Genomic DNA, 20962 nt, shown 5'->3' on the forward strand with positions numbered 1-20962 from the left:
TCAATCCTGTGCGCGCAGGCGTTCAACCGCCATCAAGACACGTTCGGGTGTGGCCGGAGCTTCAAGACGGGGACAAGTGCGATAGTCATTCACCGACGCCACCGCCATCGACAGCGCCTCCAGCACCGAAACGCCCAGCACAAACGGGGGCTCGCCCACCGCTTTCGACCGTTTGATCGTCATCTCGCGGTTCTCGGACCAGTCGGCAAGGTTTACGTTGAACTCACGCGGGCGGTCGCTGGCGAGCGGTATCTTGTAAGTCGACGGCGCATGGGTACGCAGACGGCCTGCGTCGTCCCACCACAGCTCTTCCGTGGTCAGCCAGCCCATGCCCTGAACGAAGGCGCCTTCTACCTGCCCCTTGTCCAAGATCGGGTTCAGCGACCGGCCCACATCATGCAGGATGTCCGTCCGCTCGATCCGGTATTCGCCGGTCAGCGTGTCGATGGCGACCTCGGAGCACGAGGCCCCATAGGCGTAGTAATAGAACGGCCGCCCGGTGCCCGAGGCACGATCCCAGTGGATTTTCGGCGTCTTATAGAACCCGGCTGCCGAGAGCTGCACACGGGCCATATAGGCTTCTTTGACGAAAGCATCGAAGGCGATGGTTTCGTCCCCGATGCGCAGATGGTTGGGACGGAACTCGACTGCATCTTCCGACACGCCACGGCTTTCCACTGCAAACTGCTCCAACCGCGCCTTGATCTGTTCCACCGCATCCAGCGCCGCCAGACCGTTCAGGTCCGCCCCGGACGAGGCAGCCGTGGCCGAGGTGTTCGGCACTTTCTCGGTCGTGGTTTTGGTGATCTTGATCCGGTCGAAATCGACCTGAAAGGCTTCAGCCACAACCTGCGCGATTTTGGTGTTCAGCCCCTGCCCCATCTCGGTCCCGCCGTGGTTCAGGTGGATCGAGCCGTCATTGTAGACATGGACCAGAGCGCCGGCCTGATTGAACCAGGTGGCGGTAAACGAGATGCCGAATTTCACCGGCGTCAATGCGATGCCGCGACGGATTACGCCGCCTTTGGCATTATGTTCAAGGATCGCTTTGCGACGTGCTTGATAATCCGCGCTGTCTTCCAGCTCATCCACGATCCGACCAATGACATTGTCTTCGACGGTCTGGTGATAGGGCGTCACATTGCGCCCATCGGTTTCATCGCCATAGAAGTTCGCCTTGCGGACCTCCAACGGATCCTTGCCCAGCGCAAACGCGATCTCTTCGATCATCCGCTCGGCCGCCACAGCCCCTTGCGGCCCACCGAACCCACGAAACGCGGTGTTCGAGACCGTGTTGGTCTTTTGCGGGCGCGAGGTCAGGCGCACATTGGGATAATAATAGGCGTTATCCGCGTGAAACAGCGCGCGGTCGGTGACAGGACCAGACAGGTCCGAGGAATATCCACAGCGCGCGGCAAACTGACTTTCCACCGCTTGAATACGACCGTCACCATCGAATCCCAGATCATAGTCGATCACGAAGTCATGGCGCTTGCCGGTGGCGGTCATATCCTGATCCCGATCCGGGCGGATCTTGACCGGGCGGTTCAACTTCTTGGCACCCAGCGCCGCGACCGCACAGAACAGGTTCATCTGGCTTTCCTTGCCGCCGAACCCGCCGCCCATACGGCGCACATTGACTACGACCGCATTGTTTGGAACGCCCAGAACATGGGCCACCATATGCTGCGCCTCGCTTGGGTGCTGGGTCGAGCAATGAACGATCACGTCGTCATCTTCGCCGGGGATGGCAAAGGCGATATGGCCTTCCAGATACATGTGATCCTGCCCGCCGACGATCATCTGACCCGAGATACGGTGCGTGGCTTCGGCAAACCCGGCCTCAATATCCCCGCGCTCCAACTTCAAAGGATCAGTGACAAGGGGCATCCCTGCCTGTTCCGCAGCGACAGGGTCCAGCGCATGCGGCAGAACCTCATAATCCACATCCGCAAGCTCGGCCGCGCGGCGTGCAGCATCACGTGTTTCGGCAACAACCGCGAACAAAGGTTGGCCGTGGAATTCGACCTTCTCGGTCGGGAAGACCGGTTCGTCATGACGACCCGTGGGGCTGACATCATTCACACCCGGCACGTCTTCGGCAGTTAGCACCGTGACCACGCCCGGCGCTTGACGCACACGTGACAGGTCCATCGACAGGATCTTACCGTGGGTCACGGTCGAGACGCCCAGATAGGCATGCAGCGTGCCAATCGGCTCGGCGATGTCATCGGTATAGTCCGCGCGGCCCTGCACCTGTTTGACGGCACTGTCGTGTTTCAGGTTCTGATGCGCGGCACCTTTTACGGTCTGAAGGTCTTTCATCTTGTCGCCTCCTTACGCAATCGCCAAACGTGCGGGCACGTCATTGGCGGTGTCATGTTCAAGGTGGAAGCGGCGCAGCAGGTTGCCTGCCACAAGCAGCCGGTATTCTGCCGACGCGCGCCAATCCGTGAGGGGTGTGAAGTCTTGCGCCAGCGCCTTGGCCGCCGTGTCGAACACCTCTGCGCTCCATGGCTGGCCTACCAGCACAGCCTCGGCGGCGACCGCACGTTTCGGCGTGGCAGCCATCCCGCCAAACGCAATGCGGGCGTCCGTGATGATGCCATCCTCGACCGACACGCTTAGCCCTGCGGCAACGGAAGAGATATCCTCGTCCCGACGCTTCGAAATCTTATAGGCTGCATCAATCTGCGTCGCCGTGGCACGGGGGATGCGGATGCTGGCGACAAACTCACCCTCGTTGCGGTCCTGTTTGCCGTAGTCGATGAAGAAGTCCTCGAGCGGCAGAACGCGCGTGCCCTTGGTGCTTTGCAGCGTCACTTCGGCGCCCAGAGCGATCAGAACTGGCGGGGTGTCCCCGATGGGCGAGCCATTTGCGATATTGCCCCCAATTGTCCCCATATTGCGCACTTGCCAGCCGGCAATGCGGTCCCAGTATTCCCCGAGATGGGGGAAGGCCTGACGGATCGCAGATTGGCTTTCGCTATAGGTCACACCAGCGCCAATCGTCAGCGCGTCGTCGGTGATCTCGATGGATTTCAACTCGGCCAGATGGGTGATGAACACGACCGGAGAGATCGGGCGCATGAACTTTGTCACCCACAGGCCCACATCGGTGGATCCAGCGACGATGGTCGCCTTGGGGTTATCAGCCAGAACCTCGGCGAAGTCGGCGACATCAAGCGGCAAGATCGCACGATCATCTTCTGGGCCAGTCTCAATGCGCGCAGTCTGCGCAAGTTCGCTCAGCTTCGCGGTCACCATCGCGCGCTCGGTGTTCAGATGATCATGTGCCGGGGTGCCATACTGGTTCACGGCCAGCGCCGCCTTCACGATGGGCTCATACCCGGTGCATCGGCACAGGTTTCCCTGAATGGCCGTTTCGACCTCATGGGCCGTCGGCTGCGGGGTCTCCATCCACAGGGCGTAAAGCGACATGACGAAGCCCGGGGTACAGAAACCACATTGACTGCCGTGGAAGTCAACCATCGCTTGCTGCACCGGATGCAGCCGCCCCTTGGGGCCAGCGAGATGTTCGATCGTGACGATGTGGCAACCATTCAAAGACGCCAGAAAACGGATGCAGGCATTCACCGTTTCATAGTGCAGCACACCGTTTTGGAGCCGCCCGACCATGACCGTACAAGCTCCGCAATCACCTTCAGCACACCCTTCCTTGGTGCCGGTCAGACGTTCCTCAAGCCGCAGATAGTCCAGAAGCGTCAGCGTGGCATTCACGCTTGATACGGTCTTTTCCTGTCCGTTCAGAAGAAAGCGAATGGTGCTTTGATACGTCATAAGGCCTCCCAAAACCTGTCCCGCGCGGGCGGGTATGAAGGTGAGACTACGGCGAATGACTGCACGGAAAAATGATAGGTTTTGGGAAATACTTTCAACAGATCGTTGAAAATGGCTATACTGGGCGCCAGCGGCACTATGGTGCCTTGAGAAAAGTTAGGAACCCCAATGGCCTATATGGAAAGCCTGCGAGTCTTCTGCCGCGTGGTCGAGCTGGGCAGCATTACCTCGGGCGGGCGCGACCTGCGTTTGACGCCAGCCGTGGCCAGCAAACGGATCAAGGAACTTGAGAAACATCTGGGGGTTCGACTGTTCAATCGGACGACTCGGTCGCTGACCCCGACTGAGGTCGGCCAGCAGTTCTATTCCGAAGCCCTGCGCATTCTGGAGACGGTGGACGAGGCCGAAAGCGTTGTGGCGCGCTTTTCGGACGCACCGCGCGGCACGGTGCGGGTGACCGCGCCCATGGCGGCAGGGCGCCGGATCATTGCCCCATTGGTGCCCGAGTTTGTGGATCGAAATCCGAATATTGACGTGCGGATGCGGATGTCGGATCGCAAGGTCGATATTCTTGCAGACGGTCTGGACGTGGCATTCTTCGTTGGCACGCCGCATGACAGCAGTCTGAAACTGCGCAAAATCGCCGACTGCACGCGTGTGCTCTGTGCGACCCCCGGATATCTGGAACAAGCGGGCACGCCGCAGCATCCCGATGACCTGCTACAGGGTCACAACTGCCTGTTGCTGCGCTATCCCCGGTCACCCGAGTATTTCTGGACACTTAACACTGAGGCTGGGTATCGCAAGTTCGAGGTGTCCGGAAAATATGACGCGGATGACAGCGATGTGCTGCTGAACTGGGCGCTGGACGGGCGCGGAATCGTGAACAAGCCGCTCTTTGAAGTGGCCGAGCATCTACAATCGGGTCGATTGGTAGAGATCTTGCCCAATGCCCGCCCCATGCCGTCCATGTTCGGGTGCCTGTACCCCCACAAGAAACTGCAAGATCCGAAGATCCGCCTGCTTGTCGATTTTGTAGCGCGCCGTGGATTGGAACTGCTGAAGGCAAACACCGCGCGCACAACGTAAAACGCCCGCCACGGGGAACCGGGCGGGCGCTGTTTTGTGATGTGCGTCTGATCAGAAATCGACTTCGATGGCGATACCTTTTTCGATGGCAAGCTCCACGACCGACGCCGCTACGGCAAGGTCCTGCAGCCCAACGCCTGTGCCATCAAACAGCGTGATCTGATCGTCCGAGCTCCGCCCCGGGTTCGTCCCGTTGATCACCGCGCCGATCTGCGCCACGTCGCTTTCCAGGATCAGTCCTTGCCCCACGGCGTGCTGAGCCTCGCCAATCGAAATGGACTGCGCCACCTCATCGGTGAAGACGTCGGCCTTGACCAGAAGCTGCGGATCAACCTCTTGCTTGCCCTTCGTGTCGGTCCCCATGCAGGCAATATGCGTGCCGGGGCTGACTTGGCCTGCCCCAAGGATGGCGTCGAAGGAAGACGTGATCGAGATGATCACATCAGCCTCGGTCATGCCATCCAGCTCGACCGCCTCGAAGGGCAAGCCAGCCTCACTGGCAACCTTTTCGAGGTTCGGCAGCATCTCAGGATGCAGGTTCCAGCCAATCACCTTTTCAAACGAGCGCTGCTCAAGCGCGGCGCGCAGCTGGAACGTCGCCTGATGACCCGCGCCGATCATGCCAATCACCTTCGCATCGTCTCGCGCAAGGTGTTTGATCGACACCGAAGACGCGGCAGCGGTACGTAGGGCGGTCAACAGGTTCCCCCCCACCATCGCCTTGGCCTTGCCGGTGTCCGGGTCAAACAGAAACACGGTGGATTGGTGATTGATCAGCCCGCGCTTTTCCAGATTGTGGGGCCAGTAACCGCCCGCCTTTAGCCCCAAAGTCAGCCCGGCCTGATCGAACCCGCCCTTAAAGCCGTAAAGCGCATCCTCATGGCCAATCGCCTCGCGGATCACCGGGAAATTATAGGCGTCGCCCGACGCCATCGCCGCGAAAACTTGCTCCACCGCGCTAAAGGCGGCCTCGCGGGTCATCAGGCCCGCAATCTCGCGTTCTGGAACGATATACATGTCTGTGTCCTTTGAAAAAGCGGGTGGAGCGTGACGCTCCACCCAGTTCAGGAGGGTTAGGCCCGTCGCCGGACCAACCTCAGAGGTTCCTTAAAACGCCTTACCGCGCGCCGAGACCGGCCAGAGGGTTTCGACCTTGCCGTTCCGCACGCCGACATACCAATCATGGACGTTGGCGGTTGGGTCGCAGTGGCCAGGCACAAGGCGCAGTTTGTCGTTCACTTTCAGAGCACCGTCCGGATCAGACACCACGCCATGTTCATCCGAGCATTTGATGTATTCGACATCATCACGCCCAAAGACCACGGGCAGACCGCTATCGATCGACTGCGCCTTCAGGCCCGCATCTACGATGGCCTTGTCGGCCTTGGTGTGGCTCATCACCGAGGTCAGGATGAAGAACGCGTTCTCCCATTCACCTTGGTCGATCCGGTTACCATCCTTGTCCAGAATGCGCCCGTAATCCGCATCCATGAACGCGTAGGACCCGCACTGCAGCTCGTTATACACGCCCGAGTTCGACTCGAAATAATAGGAGCCCGTGCCCCCGCCCGAGACCAGCTCGCAGTCGATACCTTCCGCCTTCAGGCCGTCCACCGCGGCTTTCACCAGGCCGATGGCGATATCCAACTTCTCTTTGCGCGCCTCATAGGTATCGAGGTGCTGCATCGCGCCCTGATAGGCCTGAATACCGGTGAACTTCAGGTTGTCGGCGGCGTTAATCGCCTTAGCAATCTCGATCACATCCGCGGTCGAATTCACACCGCAGCGACCAGCGCCACAGTCGATCTCGATGAAGGTTTCAAGTTCGGTGCCGTGCTTCTGCGCGGCCACCGAAAGGTCGGCCACATTGTCCAGATCATCGACACAGACGATGATCCGGCTGCCCAGCTTCGGCAGCTGCGCGAGACGGTCGATCTTCAGCGGATCGCGCACTTGGTTCGACACAAGAACGTCTTTGATCCCGCCGCGCACGAACACCTCGGCTTCAGAGACTTTCTGACAGCAGACGCCAACTGCGCCGCCCAGTTTTTCCTGCAGCTTGGCCACATCCACGGACTTGTGCATCTTGCCATGCACCCGGTGGCGCATCCCATGCGCCTTGGCATAGTCGCCCATCTTCTTGATGTTGCGCTCCAGGGCGTCCAGATCCAGCACAAGCGCCGGGGTCTGGATGTCAGCCTCGTCTATGCCCGGCAAGGCCGGAACGTCAAAGCCAACGATAAGGTTATCGAAATTGGTCACTGCGTTCATTGTCATTCTCCTTCACAGAGTCCACGGCAGGCGGTCGAGATCGACATTGCCGCCGGTGATAATCAGGCCCACGCGCTTGCCTTTGAACGCGTCGGGATTCTTCAAGATGGTGGCGAGCGGTACGGCACTGGACGGCTCCATAACCACGCGCAGGTGCTTCCAAATCAGCTTCATCGCGTCGATGATCTCCGGGTCTGACGCAGTGTAGATTTCGCTCACATGGTTCGACACGAAGTGCCAGGTCAGGTCCTTCAGCGGCACCAGCAACCCATCCGCGATGGTTTTGGGTGCGTCATCCGCGATGATGTAGCCTGCCTTGAAGCTGCGATAGGCGTCATCCGCCTGCTCAGGCTCGGCTGCGATCACTTGCGTCTCTGGGGCCAGCGTCGACAGCGTCAGGCAGGTGCCCGAGATCATGCCGCCGCCCCCGATGGGCGCAACGACTGCATCCAGACCGTCGGTCTGCTCGATAAACTCGCGCGCGCAAGTGCCCTGCCCCGCGATCACCCGGTGGTCGTTATAGGGATGCACGAAATCCCCACCAGTTTCGGCCTGCACACGCGCAAAGGTTTCTTCGCGCGACGAGGTCGACGGCTCACATTCCGTGATCTTGCCCCCGTATCGACGCACCGTGTCTTTCTTGGCCTGCGGCGCGGTGCGCGGCATGACCACGTTGCAGGGAATGCCCCGCTTCATCGCGGCGTAAGACAGGCACGAGGCATGGTTGCCTGACGAATGGGTGGCGACACCCTTGGCCGCCTGTTCCTCGTCCAGCCCAAACACCGCGTTCGAGGCACCACGGACTTTAAACGCCCCCGGTTCTTGAAAGTTCTCGCATTTGAAGAACAGCTCGGCCCCGGTCAGTTCGTTCAGGTAATCCGAGGTCCGAACCGGCGTGCGGCGGATATAGGGCTGGATGCGCGCATGCGCCTCCAGCATGTCGTCAAAGGTCGGGATATACATCGGCGCATCCTTCATTCCGCAGCCTCTTGCTGGCTCATGGCGGCACTTCCGCGATAATATTCCTGCGCGGTCGCAACCCCGAGACCCAGCGTGATGTCCAAGCCAAGGTCGACCATGCACATCTCGGCCGTCGCGATGCCTGACAGGGCCATAACGTCGGTCATGCTGCCCAGATGGCCGATGCGGAATACTTTGCCGGCGACCTCGCCCAGCCCGACCCCAAAGGCGACGCCGTATTTTTCGGCCGCCAAGGTGACGATGTCCGTGGCATTGAAATGTGCAGGCGTGCGAATGGCGCTGACCGTGTCCGAGTACACGTCAGGCGACGCCGCACACAGCTCCAACCCCCACGCGCCCACGGCGGCGCGTACACCTTCTGCAATGCGGTTGTGCCGGGCAAAGACATTCTCCAACCCTTCGTCCAAAAGCATTTTGCATGCTTCGTTCAGGCCGTTCATCAGCCCAACTGCGGGCGTGTAGGGATAGGCGTTATTGGCATAGCCCTTCGCCATGTCGTGCACGTCAAAGAAGGTGCGCGGCAGCGTGCCGGTCTTGGTCGCCTCCATCGCCTTGGGGCTGAACCCCACGATGGCCAGACCGGCGGGCAGCATGAAGCCCTTCTGCGACCCGGTCACAGCCACATCAACGCCCCATTCGTCAAAACGGAAATCCATCGACGCGATCGAGCTTACGCCATCGACGAACAGCAGCGCCGGGTGGCCTGCGGCGTCCAGTGCGCGGCGCACCGCGGCAATGTCAGACTTCACGCCGGTGGCGGTTTCGTTATGCGTCGCCAGAACCGCTTTGATCTCGTGACCTTTGTCGGCGGTCAGGATATCCTCATAGCGATCTGCGGGAATACCTTCACCCCACGGGGTTTCCACAATGGTGACCTCCAGCCCGTGACGCTGACACATGTCGATCCAGCGATGCGAGAACATGCCGTTGCGCGCCGCAAGGATCTTGTCACCCGCGGACAGCGTGTTGGTCAGGGCCGTTTCCCAACCGCCCGTGCCGCTGGAGGGGAAAATGAAGACCTCGGCCGATTGGCTTTTCAAGATCTTCTTAACACCTGCGCGCGCCGGATGCAGGATTTGACCGAACAGCGGCGAACGATGGTCGATCGTCGGCATGTCGGACGCCTTGCGCAGGCTTTCGGGGATGTTGGTCGGGCCCGGAATGAAAACGGGGTTCTGAAAACTCATGGGGTTCTCCTTCGTCATTGAAGCCACAATATCGGGCGTCCATTTCGAGGGATATTTTTTTGAAATCGTTTTTCATTTTCTCAACAGGGCGATATTTATATTATTTTTCAATCCATTGACTTTTTCATATTGTGAATTTATTTTTCACTTAAAATGCGAGGGTTTTTATGGAATCTCAAAAAGACGGCATTTCGCCCACCCGTAAGGCCCGCGGACGCCCCCGTGACTGGCATGACAAAACCGCTCAGAACACGATCAAATCGCTTGATCGCGCGATGGAGGTGTTTGAACATCTCAGCGAAGCGCAGGGCAAACCCCTGTCCGTGATTGCCGAGGAAATGGGGCAGTCGCCCGCGACCGTCTATCGGGTTCTGGTAACGCTTGAGACGCGCGGGCTTGTGGAGTTCGACACTGTCGAACAGGTCTGGTTCATCGGCGCCCGCGCCTTTGTCATCGGCGCGCGTTTTCTACGGCGCACCAGCCTTGTCGACCGGGCCCGTCCCATTCTGCGCAAGCTGATGGAAGCCACCGGCGAAACAGCGAACCTGGGCATCGAGAAAGAAGGGTCCGTCCTGTTTCTAAGCCAAGTCGAGACTCACGCCAACATCCGAGCTTTCTTCCCCCCTGGGTCTTTGTCGCCAATGCACTCGTCGGGAATTGGCAAGGCGGTGTTGGCCTATATGGATGAGGACAGGTTGAACCGGGTACTCGATGCCGCAACTTTCGAGACCTTCACCGAGCACACGATCACGACAGCAGAAGAACTTCGTGCGGACCTAGATCAGATCCGCACGCGTGGATACTCCATCGACAATGAGGAGAAAAACGCCGGGATGCGGTGCATCGCGGCGCCTGTGTTTGACATGAACGGCGAGGTCGTCGCTGGTATTTCGGTGTCCGGCCCCACCAGCCGCGTTGGTCAAGACCAAACCGAGCGCTTAAGTCGCGCCGTCATAGACGCATCACTCCGCCTGACCGAAGCCATCGGTGGGATCGCACCCCAGACGCTCTGACGCTTAGTGACCGCCACCCAGCCGCAACGGCATGTGGCGGTTTACATCCTTGTAGAGCAGATACCGGAACCGACCCGGCCCGCCCGCATAACAGGCCTGCGGACAGAACGCGCGCAACCACATGAAATCTCCAGCCTCAACCTCGACCCAATCTTGATTCAGGCGATAGGCCGCCTTGCCTTCCAGCACGTACAGCCCGTGCTCCATCACATGGGTTTCCAGAAACGGGATCACCCCGCCCGGCTCGAAGGTCACGATCGTCACATGCATGTCATGCCGCAGGTCATTTGGGTCGACAAACCGCGTCGTGGCCCATGTGCCATCCGTGTCCGGCATCGGCGTGGGCGCGACATCCTTTTCGTTCAGGATCAACACATCAGGCGCGTCCAGTCCCTCGACCCGCTGATAGGCCTTGCGGATCCAGTGGAACCGCAGAACCTCGTCGCCTTTGTTGTGCAGCGTCCACTGCTCAGATGGCGGCAGATACGCATAGCCGCCCGGCGTCAGCTCGTGAACCTCACCTGCGATTTCCAACGTTGCGGCGCCTTCGACCACGAACAACACAGCTTGCGCGTCTGGATCATCCTCGGGGCGATCAGAGCCGCCACCCGGCTGAACCTCCATGATGTATTGCGAGAAGGTCTCGGCAAAACCGCTGAGCGGACGCGACAGCACCCAAAGCCGTGTGCCTGTCCAGAAGGGCAAGAAGCTGGTTACAATATCCTGCATCACCCCCTTAGGGATCACGGCATACGCATCCGTAAAAACGGCTCGATCGGTCAGAAGCTGGGTCTGAGCGGGAAGTCCCCCGTGCGGTGCGTAATATTGTGTGCTCATGAGTGCTCCGAAATAACCTATCGTTTTCAAAACTATGCTTGGGAAGCCCTGACCTCACCACCCTTAATCCGACAACAGCACTTTGGGGGATTTTTTGAAAAAGGGGGTCTTGAGCGAAACCGCGCGATCGGGCTCTAGGATGTCTCGTTTGCGTGCATTTCACACATCCGCAGGCTTTAGTGTACTGCCAGACAGTTTCCAGCCAGTCTCAGCCAGGCCAGCATGACGAACCCTTCAAATGATCTCTGACATTTCGACCGATCGCTTTTCCGAGATAGATTTTTGCGCGGCGATGCCCATTAGAACAGCCTGCTTGCCATCGGTCAGGCTGACCTCGGGCGCTGAACGGTCGCCACGCACCAGCTCCAGAAAATACTTGTGCTGATAAAATGTTGATCCGTTGTGGTAGCCTGCGTCCAAGATGTCGGGATCTACGGGAATGTCCTGTTCCACCGGACCCTTGGGGTCACGCGGGGACAGGATCAGTTTGGGCGTTGGGGCCGCGCCCAGATGTTCGGGCCAGAAGCGTCCCGGGCCGGGAACCAGCGCTTCGATCTTGCCCTTCGGGCCGACGGCCGCGATCTCTTCCTGGTACTCGGCCCCTTCTGCGAACATGCACAGTTCCAGCATCGCACGCGCGCCGTTCTCGAAATCAACGATGACATATCCGTTGTCCAGAATGTCCGGCACCTGTCCGTCATAGCTTTCGTCCAGATGGTTCGCATCCTGCCCGCCCGACGCCATCACGCGCACGGGTTCTGATCCAAGCGTCAAACGCATCAGGTCAAAGAAGTGGCAACACTTCTCGACAAACGTCCCCCCGGATTTGGCGTTGAAGCGGTTCCAGTCATCAACCTTTTCAAGGAATGGGAAGCGATGTTCGCGGATGGTCAGCATCTTGATCCCGCCGGTCGCTTCGCTGGCTTGCTCGAGAAACGCGGCGACGGGCGGCATATAGCGGTACTCCATCGCTACCCAGACCGGGGCGGGATAGGACGCCGCGAAGGCATTGATCCGGGCCAGATCCTGCGGTTCGGTGTAAAGCGGTTTCTCGACGAGGATCGGAAGCGCGCGCGTCTTGGCGATCATGTCCAGCTGGTCGACATGGCAGAAATTCGGGCTGGCGATCAGAAGGCAGTCCAGTGTCTCGATGGCCAGAAGATCGTCCAGACTGTCAACGAACACCGCATCCGGCGCGAAACGTGCACTCTCTGCACGCATCTGGGCGTTGGGCTCGAATATGGCGCCGACCTGCGTGTTGGGCAGAAGGGCGATGTTGCGCAGATGCTCTTGACCCATCATGCCGCAGCCGATGATCCCGTAAGTGGTGGGTTTGGTCATGGTGTCTCCTAGGTGAGGCGTTGGATATAGATAGATTGATCGGGGTCGAACCACGTGCGCGAGAACTCGACCGGGGCGCGATCCTGCGACCAGCTGAGGCGCTCGATATAGCCGACCGTGGTGCCAGCGGATTTTCTGAATGCATCCGGTGCCCAGTCTGGAACCACGCCGATCGAAACGCGGTCCTCGGCGCGGCGGATCCAGAAACCCAACTGCTTTTGATAGTAGTGATAGAGCGATTCAGACAGTTTCGCAGGGTCGACCCGCCCCGCATCGCCATCCAGCCAGATCTCTTCCACTGCGATCACGATGTCGTCCAAGTACCGCAGCCTGCGAATCCGTGTTCCGCGATTCGAGGTTCCGAAGTCTGGCAGGTCGCCGGGCTTCTCCATGTCATGCACCGACAAGATGTCCGCTGTGGGCAACCCACCCCCACCCGGAAGCTCAAGGCGAAACATCGAATAGACGCTGCGCCCGCTTTGGGTGGCACGCACATAGTTTCCTGACCCTTGAATACGTTCCAACATGCCTTGTTGTTCAAGCTCGGACAGCGATTTGCGCAATGTACGCACGGTTGTTCCGTACTGCCGTGCCAGCTCGCGTTCAGGCGGCAGGCGTTCGCCATCGACCAGTCGGCCTGCGGCAATCTCGCGGATCAGGGTTTCGCTGATCTGAAGATAGAGCGGCAGGGCCGAACTGCTGAGGTCTGGATTAGACATGGATCATCCCAAAAATTGATACACCATTGATCTACATCAAATCACAGTTTATTCAAGTGTTAAGGAAAACGAGATTTTGGGAGGAACTCGATGACCGTCGTGCCGGTGACATCCGCTGATCTGGATGCTGTTGAAGTCTCGTGGTTTGCCGCATTGTGTTCGGACGATTATCAGTTTCTGGGCGTGCCGGATGGCGATCTGCGGTCGTCTTGGGCGCATTGCTCGAACATCGTGAAGGAAGCCGAAGCACAGGGATTTCGGAACATCCTCTGCCCGTCCTCGTACCAGGTCGGGCAAGACACGCTAAGCTTCGTTGCGGGCTGCGCCCCGATCACCGACAAGATCAATCTGCTGGCCGCTGTACGCTGCGGAGAGATGCAGCCCATCATGCTGGCCCGCACATTGGCGACGCTCGACCACATGCTGGAAGGGCGCCTGACGGTGAACATCATCTCGTCCGATTTCCCGGGTGAAAAAGCCGATAGCAGCTTTCGGTATCAGCGCTCGCGCGAAGTGGTCGAGATCCTGAAGCAGGCGTGGACGCAGGGCGAGATCAACCACACTGGCGAGGTCTATAACTTCGAAGGTCTGACCACCGATCCTGCGATCCCCTATCAAACCGGCGGGCCACTTTTGTATTTTGGCGGCTATTCCCCGGATGCGCTGGAACTGTGCGGGCAGCATTGCGACGTCTATCTGATGTGGCCCGAAAAGATGGACGAGCTGGAAGGCCGGATGAAGGCCGTGAACGCGGTGGCCGAGCGCTATGGCCGAACGCTGGACTATGGTCTGCGCGTGCATGTCATTGTCCGCGATACCGAAGCCGAGGCGCGTGAATACGCGGACTATATCGTGTCCAAGCTGGACGACGAACAGGGCCGTGCGATCCGCGAGCGGGCGCTGGATGCGAAGTCTTTGGGCGTGTCGCATCAGGCAAAGAACCGTGATGTCGCCGATGATGATGGGTTTATCGAACCCCATCTGTGGACGGGTGTGGGTCGTGCGCGGTCAGGCTGTGGCGCGGCGCTGGTTGGATCGACGGATCAGGTTTTGTCCAAGCTGGAAGCCTATCAGAAAATGGGCATGCGCGCCTTCGTATTGTCGGGCTACCCGCATATCGACGAGGCCAAACATTTCGGCGCCCGAGTCATGCCCCATCTAAACACTGTGTCGCTGCCGCATGCCTATGGGCGCGTGCCGACCTCGACCCCTCAAACCCCCTTAGGTATCGGAGAACGTCGCTGATGGATCGCGTCGAGATCGCAAATGGGCTGAGCTTCAGCCACCTTGTTTACGGCATGTGGCGCGTGGCTGACGATGCCGACACCTCGCCCGCTTATGTCGAGGCCAAGATCCAAGCCTGTCTGGATCAGGGGATCACCACGATTGATCAGGCCGACATCTATGGCGACTACGGTGCCGAGGCCGTGTTGGGCGGTGCTTTGAAGGCCAACCCGGCCCTGCGCAATCAGATCGAGATCGTGACGAAATGCGATATCGTCGCGCCCATCGGGATGTATGCCGACAAGCCGGTCAAATACTATGACACGTCGCGTGCCCATATCGAGGCGTCGGTGGATCGGTCCCTGACCGAGATGGGCGTTGATCACGTGGATCTTCTGCTGATCCACCGCCCCGATCCTTTGATGGATCACAATGAAACCGGCGCGGCGCTGGATGATCTGGTCACCTCTGGCAAGGTGCGCGCCGTGGGCGTGTCGAACTTCCGTCCATGGGACTGGCAGCTTCTGCAATCGGCGATGAAAACCCCGCTAGCCACCAACCAGATCGAAATCTCGCTGGCCGAGATCGCCCCCTTCACAAACGGGGATCTGGCGTTCCATCAGCAAAATGCTCACTCGGTCATGGCGTGGTCTCCGCTTGGTGGGGGCAGCTTGATGACCGGCACGGGCCAACTGGCCGAACGTCTGGACCGGATCGCCGCCGACCAAGGTGTCGATCGCGCGGCCGTGGCCATCGCGTTCCTGCTGCGCCACCCGGCCCGCATCCTACCGGTGCTGGGCACCAATAATCTGGAGCGTATCAAAACGATCTCCGATGCGACCAAGGTTAACTTGGATCGCGAAACCTGGTTCACCCTTTACGAAGCCGCTCTCGGCAAGGAGGTCCCATGATGTCCGCACACTCGGTCGGAGGGAAGCTCAGCTTTGTGCCCGATCCCAATAACACCCGCCTGCTGCGCGACGCCTTTGGGCGCTTTGCCACCGGCGTGACCATCGTTACTGCCGCCTCGGATCAGGGGCCGGTGGCGATCACCGCCAACAGCTTTTCTTCTGTGTCGCTGACCCCGCCTTTGGTGTTGTGGTCGCCCGACAAGAACTCGCGCCGGTTTCCGCATTTCGAGCGCGCAGATCACTATGCCATCCACGTGCTGTCGGCCGAGCAGGACGACCTGTGCTGGACGGTTGCGAAAGATGCGTTCGGTCTGGCGTCGGTCGATCATCACGTGAACGACTGGGGCGTACCGGTGCTTGAAAACTGCCTGGCCCGGTTCGAATGCACACGTTCGGCCATTTACGAAGGGGGCGATCACGCGATCGTTCTTGGCCATGTTGACCGCGCAACCATGCGCGAAGATGGAGATGCTTTGACATTCTACAAAGGCCAGATGGGCCAAATCGCCGCCGCAAAACAATAAGCGCGGGGCACGCATCCCGAAGGAGGTCGGGATGCACAACAGGAGGAGAGAAGCGCGATGAAGGCAGTCTTTGCTGTCTTGGATCTGTTGCGTCCACTAAACACCGGACTGCTTGCAGTCGGGCGTTGGGTGGGCGTGTTTGCCATTGCCGTGATGGTGATCGCGATCCTGATTCAGGTGTTCTTCCGCTATGTTTTAGGCAACGCGCTGCCGTGGCCAGACGAAGCGGCGCGCTTTTTCATGCTGTGGATGACGGGATTGATGGCGCCCTCGGCCTTTCGCAGCGGCGGGTTCGTGGCAATCGATTTCATCGACGCGGTAATCCAGGGCAAAGCCATGCACGTGCTGCAGTTCATCCTTCTTTTGATCAGCCTGACGGTCCTGATTGTCGGCGTGCAGATCGGCTATAAAGAGGTCACGGGGCTTGGTGGTCGCTTTGCGACGGCATCGCTTTATATCCCGATGTCGCTTGGCTTTGACGAGTGGTACCGCATTCCGCGCAGCTGGATGATGCTGTCCATTCTGATCGGGATCGCGATGCTGATCTTGGTGAACATCGAACTTCTGCTCGAACGTTTTGTCCGTCTTTTGGGCTATGGCGATCAACTTCCCGCGCGGCCCGGCCTTGAGATGGGAGGGGCCGAGTGATGTTGATCTGGTTCCTTCCCCTCTTCCTGTTCCTTCTTCTGGTCGGCCTGCCGGTCTTTTTCTGTCTTCTGGCCGCACCGGGCGCGCTTCTATGGCTGAACGGGCAAGAACGCGACATCACGCTGCTGTATCGCAACCTTTATAACGGGATGGATAGTTTCCCACTGATGGCGATCCCGTTCTTCATGCTGGCGGGCGAGCTGATGAACCGGGGCGGGATCACCGTGCGACTGGTCGAGTTCTCGCAAGCCTTGATGGGGCATCTGCGGGGTGGATTGGCGCAAGTGAACATCCTGTCGTCCATCCTTTTTGCCGGGCTGTCCGGGTCCGCCGTTGCCGACACTTCGGCGCTGGGGTCGATGCTGATCCCAGCGATGGAGCGCGAAGGCTATTCGCGCCGTTTCGCCGCCGCTGTTACCGCTGCAAGTTCGGTCATCGGCCCGATCATCCCGCCCTCGGGCATCATGATCATCTATGCCTATGTGATGGGCGAAAGCGTTGCGGCGCTGTTCCTTGCCGGCATCGTGCCGGGTGTGTTGGTCGGTGTAGGGCTGATGATCATGGTCCGCGTCATGGCCGATAAATACGACCTGCCCGCCGCGCGCCGCGTGACATTCGAGCATGTGGAAATCAGCGCGTTGGAAAGCTGGTTTTCCTTCGTGCTGGTGCGTCTGAACCTTGGGCTGTTGCTGGCGCAACTCGTACCTGCCCAAGACACTGCCTTGTCAAAATGGCTGGTCTTCTTAGGCGCGGTTCTGCTGGCGCATGGTCTGATGCTGGGCCTGCGCCGCATCGTTAGCCACGACTTCCGCATCGTCTGCAAACGCGCCGTTGTGCCGCTGCAAACCCCGATCCTGATCCTTGGCGGCATTCTGGCTGGCGTCTTCACCCCGACCGAGGCTGCTGCCGTCGCCGTGGCCTATGCCCTGCTTGTCGGGTTCATGGTCCTGCGCACGATGAAGCTGAAAGACCTGCCCGAGGTTTTCACCCGTGCGGGCATCACCTCTGCCGTTGTCCTATTGCTAGTCGGCGCGGCCATGTCGTTCAAAACGGTGGTCAGCCTAAGCCACGCACCTGAAATTCTGGCTCAGTTCATTCTGACCCTGTCGGAAAACCCGTTGATCCTGTTGTTCCTGATCAACCTGCTGCTGTTCATCGTCGGGATGTTCTTGGACGCAGGACCCGCAATCATCATCCTTGGCCCCATTCTGGCCCCGGTCTTTGCAGGCCTCGGCGTCGAGCCCGTCCACTTCGCGATCATCATGTGTGTGAACCTGACCGTGGGTCTGGCCACGCCGCCGATGGGGCTGGTGTTGTTCGTCGCCGCGTCCGTTTCGCACGAGAGGGTGACCACCATCGCGAAAGCCATTCTGCCGTTCTTGGCGGTCGAGATCGCGGTGATCTTCCTGATCACCTTCGTGCCCGCAATCTCGCTGACCATCCCCCGGATTACCGGGTTCTTAAACTGATAAAAAACAAACATGTGCAACAGGAGGAAACACGCATGATCATGAAACTGGCAAAGACGGTGGCGCTGTCGGCCTTGGTGGCTGGCTCGGCGCTGACGGCTGTTGCGGCGGATTACACGATCCGCGCGACGGCGAACTCGAACGAAAACGACGAAGACTATGACGGTCTGGTCGTCTTCAAAAACTACGTCGAGTCCGCATCAAACGGCGCGATCGAGGTCGAGCTGTTCATCGGCACCCAGCTGTGCTCGAACGGGGCCGAGTGTCTGCAAGGCGTCGCGGATGGATCGATTGATGTCTACATCTCGACTTCAGGCGGCGCGTCGGGCCTGTTCCCCTATGTGCAGGTGCTGGACCTGCCCTATCTGATGGCAGATGACCGGATCGCCGAGCACGTGCTGTCGGGCGACTTCACTCGCAAGATGCGGGCGATGGCGCTGGAGGATTCGGGCGATGCGATCCGTCTGATGACCATCGGCAACACTGGTGGCTGGCGCAACTTTGCCAACACGCAACGCCGCGTGGCCGCACCTGCCGACATGGCAGGCCTGAAGATCCGCACCGTGGTCGCCGACCTGCCGCAAGAACTTGTGAAAGCCCTTGGTGCGTCGCCCACGCCGATCCCGTGGCCGGAACTGTTCACCAGCTTCCAGACGGGCGTTGTGGAAGGCTCGAAAAACGGGATCACCGACATCATGGGCATGAAGTTCCCGGATGCGGGTCTGCAGTATGTCACTCTAGACGGCCACGCCTATATGGGCGCGCTGTGGTGGATGTCGAACCAGAAGTTCATGGCAATGCCGGAAGATATGCGCCGCGTGGTGGTAGATGGGTTCTATGCCTTGCAGCAGGCCACCTTTGCCTCGCCCAAGCGCAAGTCGATCCAAGCCTATGAGGATTTCGTCGCCGGTGGTGGAGACCTTTACGTTCCGACCCCAGCCGAGAAGGACGCGTTCAAACAGGCTGCATCGCCGGTCTATGACTGGTTCAAGTCGAACGTGGCCCGTGGGGACGAGGTGTTCACCGCGCTGACCGATGCCGTTGCCGCAGCCGAGGCTGACGTGAACGGTGCGCGTGACGCCGATCTGAACTAAACTCAATCGGCGCGGGGGCTGACCTCGCGCCGTTTTTCCGTCTGGGGCTTACCGGAACGGATACATCCAGACGCGGTAATCCTCGACCAGAATATGCGCTTTTTCGATCTCTTCTTTGGTCATCTTCTTCACAACCTCTTCAAGGCTGATCGCCGCGTCGGGGTCGCCACCAATGGCCGAAAGCGTGTACCACATATAAGCGCGCACCAGATCCGGAGCGGGCATGCCGCGCCCGATTTCATAGTACCAACCGACACCCGATTGCGCACCGGGATGGCCCTTCATCGAACTGCGCAGATACCACTCAAATGCACGTTGGTCGTCGCGCTCGACCCCCAGCCCCATCGCATACATCACGCCGATCAGCTCTTCCGCGTCGGCATTGCCGGACCGGGCGGCGGGCCACAGCGCGTCACGGGCGGCTTCAAACTCCCCGGCTTCCATCAGATCGCGCGCGGCTTCGATCTCGGCGCGCGCCGGAAGTATTGCGGACAACGTCAGCGCCGCAGCCAAAACAAAGGATTTCGGGGTCTGTCGCATCTGTTATCCTTCCTGCTTCTGGCGGTCCCAGCCCTTGCCGATACGCCCGTTCTGCCCGCCCCCTTGACGCTTGATGACTTCATGGAGGTCGACACCCAAAAGGCCGAGCTTGGTCGGCTGCTATTTTACGACAAGATACTGTCCGGGAACAGAAATATTAGCTGCGGAACCTGCCATCATCCTGCGTTTGGAACTTCCGACGGATTGTCCTTGGGGCTGGGCGAAGGCGGATTAGGGTTGGGGCCGGATCGGGTGTCGGGCACCGGATTAGACCGGATCGTCAAGCGCGTACCACGCAATGCACCAGCGTTGTGGAACATTGGCGCAAAATCCATCAGTGTATTGATGCATGACGGCCGGATCAGCGTTGATCCGATCTATGGCAACGGATTCAACACCCCCGCCGAGGAATGGCTGCCTGACGGGCTGGAATCGCTGATCGCAGCGCAGGCGTTGTTCCCCATGACCTCTAGCATCGAGATGGCCGGAAATGTCGGCGAGAACGAGGTGATCGGCGCGACCCGTGACCGGATAGATGCAGCTTGGCCAATCATCGCAAAGCGGGTGCGGACGATCCCTGCCTATGGGGACAGGTTCGTCGCCGCCTTCGACGAGGTTGATACCTCGGAAGAAGTCTCAATCACCCAAATCGCCGAGGCCTTGGCGCATTTCATGGTCCAGGATTTCACCTCGTTTGACAGTTCGTTTGATGCCTATCTGGCGGGCAACGAGACAGCTTTGACTGACCAACAACGCAAGGGGATGGAGCTGTTCTTTGGTGATGTAGGTTGCAGCAGTTGCCATTCAGGCCCGTTGTTTTCGGATCAGCAATTTCACGCTCTGGGGTTGCCAGCCTTTGGTCCGGGTCGGACGCGAAAATTCGATCCCTATGCACGTGACGTGGGCCGGATGGGCGAGACCGATGATCTGAAAGACGCCTATCGCTTCCGCACGCCGATGCTGCGCAACGTGGCACTGACCGCGCCGTATGGGCATAACGGAGCCTATCCAACATTGGAGCGGATGATACGCCACCACATGACGCCCGAAGCCGCACGCCTTGCATGGTCTCCGGGCGATCTGACTCTGCCCGACGTGCCATGGCTGAGCGACATTGATTTTGTCATCCAGCAAGACCGGATCGAGATGGAGCGACAAGCCCACGCGCGCGATATCCACATTGCATCACGAAACGACAGTGATATCGCGGCCCTTGTCGCGTTCTTGGAGAGCCTGACTGGATCGGCAGCAAAATCTGGAAACAGCCGAATTCCAGAACAGGTTCCCAGCGGATTGGATATAGACCGGTGAAG

The 20962-nt window shown here is 59.4% G+C and carries 19 protein-coding genes; 9 read left to right on the forward strand and 10 right to left on the reverse strand.

The window, feature by feature from the left end; translation table 11 throughout:
* The gene (gene xdhB, locus EOL43_RS07425; RefSeq protein WP_133487116.1) at positions 1-2325 is read right to left on the reverse strand and encodes a xanthine dehydrogenase molybdopterin binding subunit; all 2325 of its coding nucleotides are present in this window, start codon (positions 2323-2325) and stop codon (positions 1-3) included.
* Between the two features lie 12 nt (positions 2326-2337).
* Positions 2338-3801, reverse strand: a complete 1464-nt coding sequence (gene xdhA, locus EOL43_RS07430) for a xanthine dehydrogenase small subunit (RefSeq protein ID WP_133487118.1) — start codon at positions 3799-3801, stop codon at positions 2338-2340.
* Between the two features lie 168 nt (positions 3802-3969).
* Here xdhA and EOL43_RS07435 point away from each other — a divergent pair, with 168 nt between their 5' ends.
* The gene (locus tag EOL43_RS07435) at positions 3970-4890 is read left to right on the forward strand and encodes a LysR family transcriptional regulator (protein WP_133487120.1); all 921 of its coding nucleotides are present in this window, start codon (positions 3970-3972) and stop codon (positions 4888-4890) included.
* A gap of 51 nt (positions 4891-4941) precedes the next feature.
* On the opposite strand, the gene bhcD is transcribed toward EOL43_RS07435, so the two are convergent.
* The 4 genes from bhcD to bhcA form a co-directional block, all read right to left on the reverse strand.
* Positions 4942-5907 (reverse strand): iminosuccinate reductase BhcD, encoded by a 966-nt coding sequence (gene bhcD, locus EOL43_RS07440; protein ID WP_133487122.1) that lies wholly within the window; start codon positions 5905-5907, stop codon positions 4942-4944.
* 90 nt (positions 5908-5997) lie between these two features.
* Entirely contained in the window at positions 5998-7161 is a 1164-nt protein-coding gene (gene bhcC, locus EOL43_RS07445) for a 3-hydroxy-D-aspartate aldolase BhcC (protein ID WP_133487124.1), read from the reverse strand.
* 12 nt (positions 7162-7173) lie between these two features.
* Complete coding sequence (gene bhcB / locus EOL43_RS07450) at positions 7174-8139, reverse strand: beta-hydroxyaspartate dehydratase BhcB (RefSeq protein ID WP_133487126.1); 966 nt, start codon at positions 8137-8139, stop codon at positions 7174-7176.
* Positions 8136-9329, reverse strand: a complete 1194-nt coding sequence (gene bhcA, locus EOL43_RS07455; RefSeq protein WP_133487128.1) for an L-aspartate--glyoxylate aminotransferase BhcA — start codon at positions 9327-9329, stop codon at positions 8136-8138. The genes bhcB and bhcA overlap by 4 nt, the downstream gene beginning before the upstream one ends.
* A 167-nt stretch (positions 9330-9496) precedes the next feature.
* Between bhcA and bhcR the strand changes: the two genes are divergently transcribed.
* The gene (gene bhcR, locus EOL43_RS07460) at positions 9497-10342 is read left to right on the forward strand and encodes an HTH-type transcriptional regulator BhcR (RefSeq protein WP_133487130.1); all 846 of its coding nucleotides are present in this window, start codon (positions 9497-9499) and stop codon (positions 10340-10342) included.
* Positions 10343-10345: 3 nt separating this feature from the next.
* Here bhcR and EOL43_RS07465 read toward each other — a convergent pair whose 3' ends face one another.
* From EOL43_RS07465 to EOL43_RS07475, 3 genes are all read right to left on the reverse strand, one after another.
* On the reverse strand, positions 10346-11179 hold the full coding sequence (locus tag EOL43_RS07465) for a bifunctional allantoicase/(S)-ureidoglycine aminohydrolase (protein ID WP_133487132.1): 834 nt from the start codon (positions 11177-11179) through the stop codon (positions 10346-10348).
* Positions 11180-11413: 234 nt separating this feature from the next.
* On the reverse strand, positions 11414-12520 hold the full coding sequence (locus EOL43_RS07470; protein WP_133487134.1) for a Gfo/Idh/MocA family protein: 1107 nt from the start codon (positions 12518-12520) through the stop codon (positions 11414-11416).
* An 8-nt stretch (positions 12521-12528) separates the two neighbouring features.
* Complete coding sequence (locus EOL43_RS07475) at positions 12529-13239, reverse strand: GntR family transcriptional regulator (protein ID WP_133487136.1); 711 nt, start codon at positions 13237-13239, stop codon at positions 12529-12531.
* 90 nt (positions 13240-13329) lie between these two features.
* Here EOL43_RS07475 and EOL43_RS07480 point away from each other — a divergent pair, with 90 nt between their 5' ends.
* From EOL43_RS07480 to EOL43_RS07505, 6 genes are read left to right on the forward strand one after another with little or no spacing between them, the layout of a single operon-like run.
* Positions 13330-14484 (forward strand): LLM class flavin-dependent oxidoreductase, encoded by a 1155-nt coding sequence (locus tag EOL43_RS07480; protein WP_133487138.1) that lies wholly within the window; start codon positions 13330-13332, stop codon positions 14482-14484.
* Positions 14484-15374 (forward strand): aldo/keto reductase, encoded by an 891-nt coding sequence (locus EOL43_RS07485; RefSeq protein ID WP_133487139.1) that lies wholly within the window; start codon positions 14484-14486, stop codon positions 15372-15374. Before EOL43_RS07480 ends, EOL43_RS07485 begins: the two co-directional genes overlap by 1 nt.
* Positions 15374-15898: a flavin reductase family protein gene (locus EOL43_RS07490; protein ID WP_133487442.1), complete on the forward strand. Its 525-nt coding sequence runs from the start codon at positions 15374-15376 to the stop codon at positions 15896-15898. The genes EOL43_RS07485 and EOL43_RS07490 overlap by 1 nt, the downstream gene beginning before the upstream one ends.
* A 57-nt stretch (positions 15899-15955) precedes the next feature.
* On the forward strand, positions 15956-16546 hold the full coding sequence (locus EOL43_RS07495) for a TRAP transporter small permease (RefSeq protein WP_133487141.1): 591 nt from the start codon (positions 15956-15958) through the stop codon (positions 16544-16546).
* On the forward strand, positions 16546-18015 hold the full coding sequence (locus EOL43_RS07500; RefSeq protein ID WP_133487143.1) for a TRAP transporter large permease: 1470 nt from the start codon (positions 16546-16548) through the stop codon (positions 18013-18015). Before EOL43_RS07495 ends, EOL43_RS07500 begins: the two co-directional genes overlap by 1 nt.
* Before the next feature lie 35 nt (positions 18016-18050).
* A complete protein-coding gene (locus tag EOL43_RS07505) occupies positions 18051-19109 on the forward strand; it encodes a TRAP transporter substrate-binding protein (protein WP_133487145.1) in 1059 nt (352 codons plus the stop codon).
* A 48-nt stretch (positions 19110-19157) separates the two neighbouring features.
* Here EOL43_RS07505 and EOL43_RS07510 read toward each other — a convergent pair whose 3' ends face one another.
* Positions 19158-19649: a tetratricopeptide repeat protein gene (locus tag EOL43_RS07510; protein WP_133487147.1), complete on the reverse strand. Its 492-nt coding sequence runs from the start codon at positions 19647-19649 to the stop codon at positions 19158-19160.
* A 63-nt stretch (positions 19650-19712) separates the two neighbouring features.
* Here EOL43_RS07510 and EOL43_RS07515 point away from each other — a divergent pair, with 63 nt between their 5' ends.
* Positions 19713-20960: a cytochrome-c peroxidase gene (locus tag EOL43_RS07515; RefSeq protein WP_240686493.1), complete on the forward strand. Its 1248-nt coding sequence runs from the start codon at positions 19713-19715 to the stop codon at positions 20958-20960.
* Positions 20961-20962: the final 2 nt, after the last annotated feature.

Source organism: Aliiroseovarius marinus, assembly GCF_004360145.1.
GTDB lineage: Bacteria > Pseudomonadota > Alphaproteobacteria > Rhodobacterales > Rhodobacteraceae > Aliiroseovarius > Aliiroseovarius marinus.

Bases quoted from the DNA above. Each gene is read 5' to 3' on its own strand.
- EOL43_RS07465 (WP_133487132.1), bottom strand. From the start codon at position 11,179: ATGAGCACACAATATTACGCACCGCACGGGGGACTTCCCGCTCAGACC.
- EOL43_RS07505 (WP_133487145.1), top strand. From the start codon at position 18,051: ATGATCATGAAACTGGCAAAGACGGTGGCGCTGTCGGCCTTGGTGGCT.
- EOL43_RS07480 (WP_133487138.1), top strand. From the start codon at position 13,330: ATGACCGTCGTGCCGGTGACATCCGCTGATCTGGATGCTGTTGAAGTC.
- EOL43_RS07500 (WP_133487143.1), top strand. From the start codon at position 16,546: ATGTTGATCTGGTTCCTTCCCCTCTTCCTGTTCCTTCTTCTGGTCGGC.
- EOL43_RS07470 (WP_133487134.1), bottom strand. From the start codon at position 12,520: ATGACCAAACCCACCACTTACGGGATCATCGGCTGCGGCATGATGGGT.
- bhcB (WP_133487126.1), bottom strand. From the start codon at position 8,139: ATGAAGGATGCGCCGATGTATATCCCGACCTTTGACGACATGCTGGAG.
- xdhA (WP_133487118.1), bottom strand. From the start codon at position 3,801: ATGACGTATCAAAGCACCATTCGCTTTCTTCTGAACGGACAGGAAAAG.
- bhcC (WP_133487124.1), bottom strand. From the start codon at position 7,161: ATGAACGCAGTGACCAATTTCGATAACCTTATCGTTGGCTTTGACGTT.
- EOL43_RS07435 (WP_133487120.1), top strand. From the start codon at position 3,970: ATGGCCTATATGGAAAGCCTGCGAGTCTTCTGCCGCGTGGTCGAGCTG.
- EOL43_RS07475 (WP_133487136.1), bottom strand. From the start codon at position 13,239: ATGTCTAATCCAGACCTCAGCAGTTCGGCCCTGCCGCTCTATCTTCAG.
- bhcD (WP_133487122.1), bottom strand. From the start codon at position 5,907: ATGTATATCGTTCCAGAACGCGAGATTGCGGGCCTGATGACCCGCGAG.
- EOL43_RS07490 (WP_133487442.1), top strand. From the start codon at position 15,374: ATGTCCGCACACTCGGTCGGAGGGAAGCTCAGCTTTGTGCCCGATCCC.
- xdhB (WP_133487116.1), bottom strand. From the start codon at position 2,325: ATGAAAGACCTTCAGACCGTAAAAGGTGCCGCGCATCAGAACCTGAAA.
- bhcR (WP_133487130.1), top strand. From the start codon at position 9,497: ATGGAATCTCAAAAAGACGGCATTTCGCCCACCCGTAAGGCCCGCGGA.
- EOL43_RS07510 (WP_133487147.1), bottom strand. From the start codon at position 19,649: ATGCGACAGACCCCGAAATCCTTTGTTTTGGCTGCGGCGCTGACGTTG.
- EOL43_RS07485 (WP_133487139.1), top strand. From the start codon at position 14,484: ATGGATCGCGTCGAGATCGCAAATGGGCTGAGCTTCAGCCACCTTGTT.
- bhcA (WP_133487128.1), bottom strand. From the start codon at position 9,329: ATGAGTTTTCAGAACCCCGTTTTCATTCCGGGCCCGACCAACATCCCC.
- EOL43_RS07495 (WP_133487141.1), top strand. From the start codon at position 15,956: ATGAAGGCAGTCTTTGCTGTCTTGGATCTGTTGCGTCCACTAAACACC.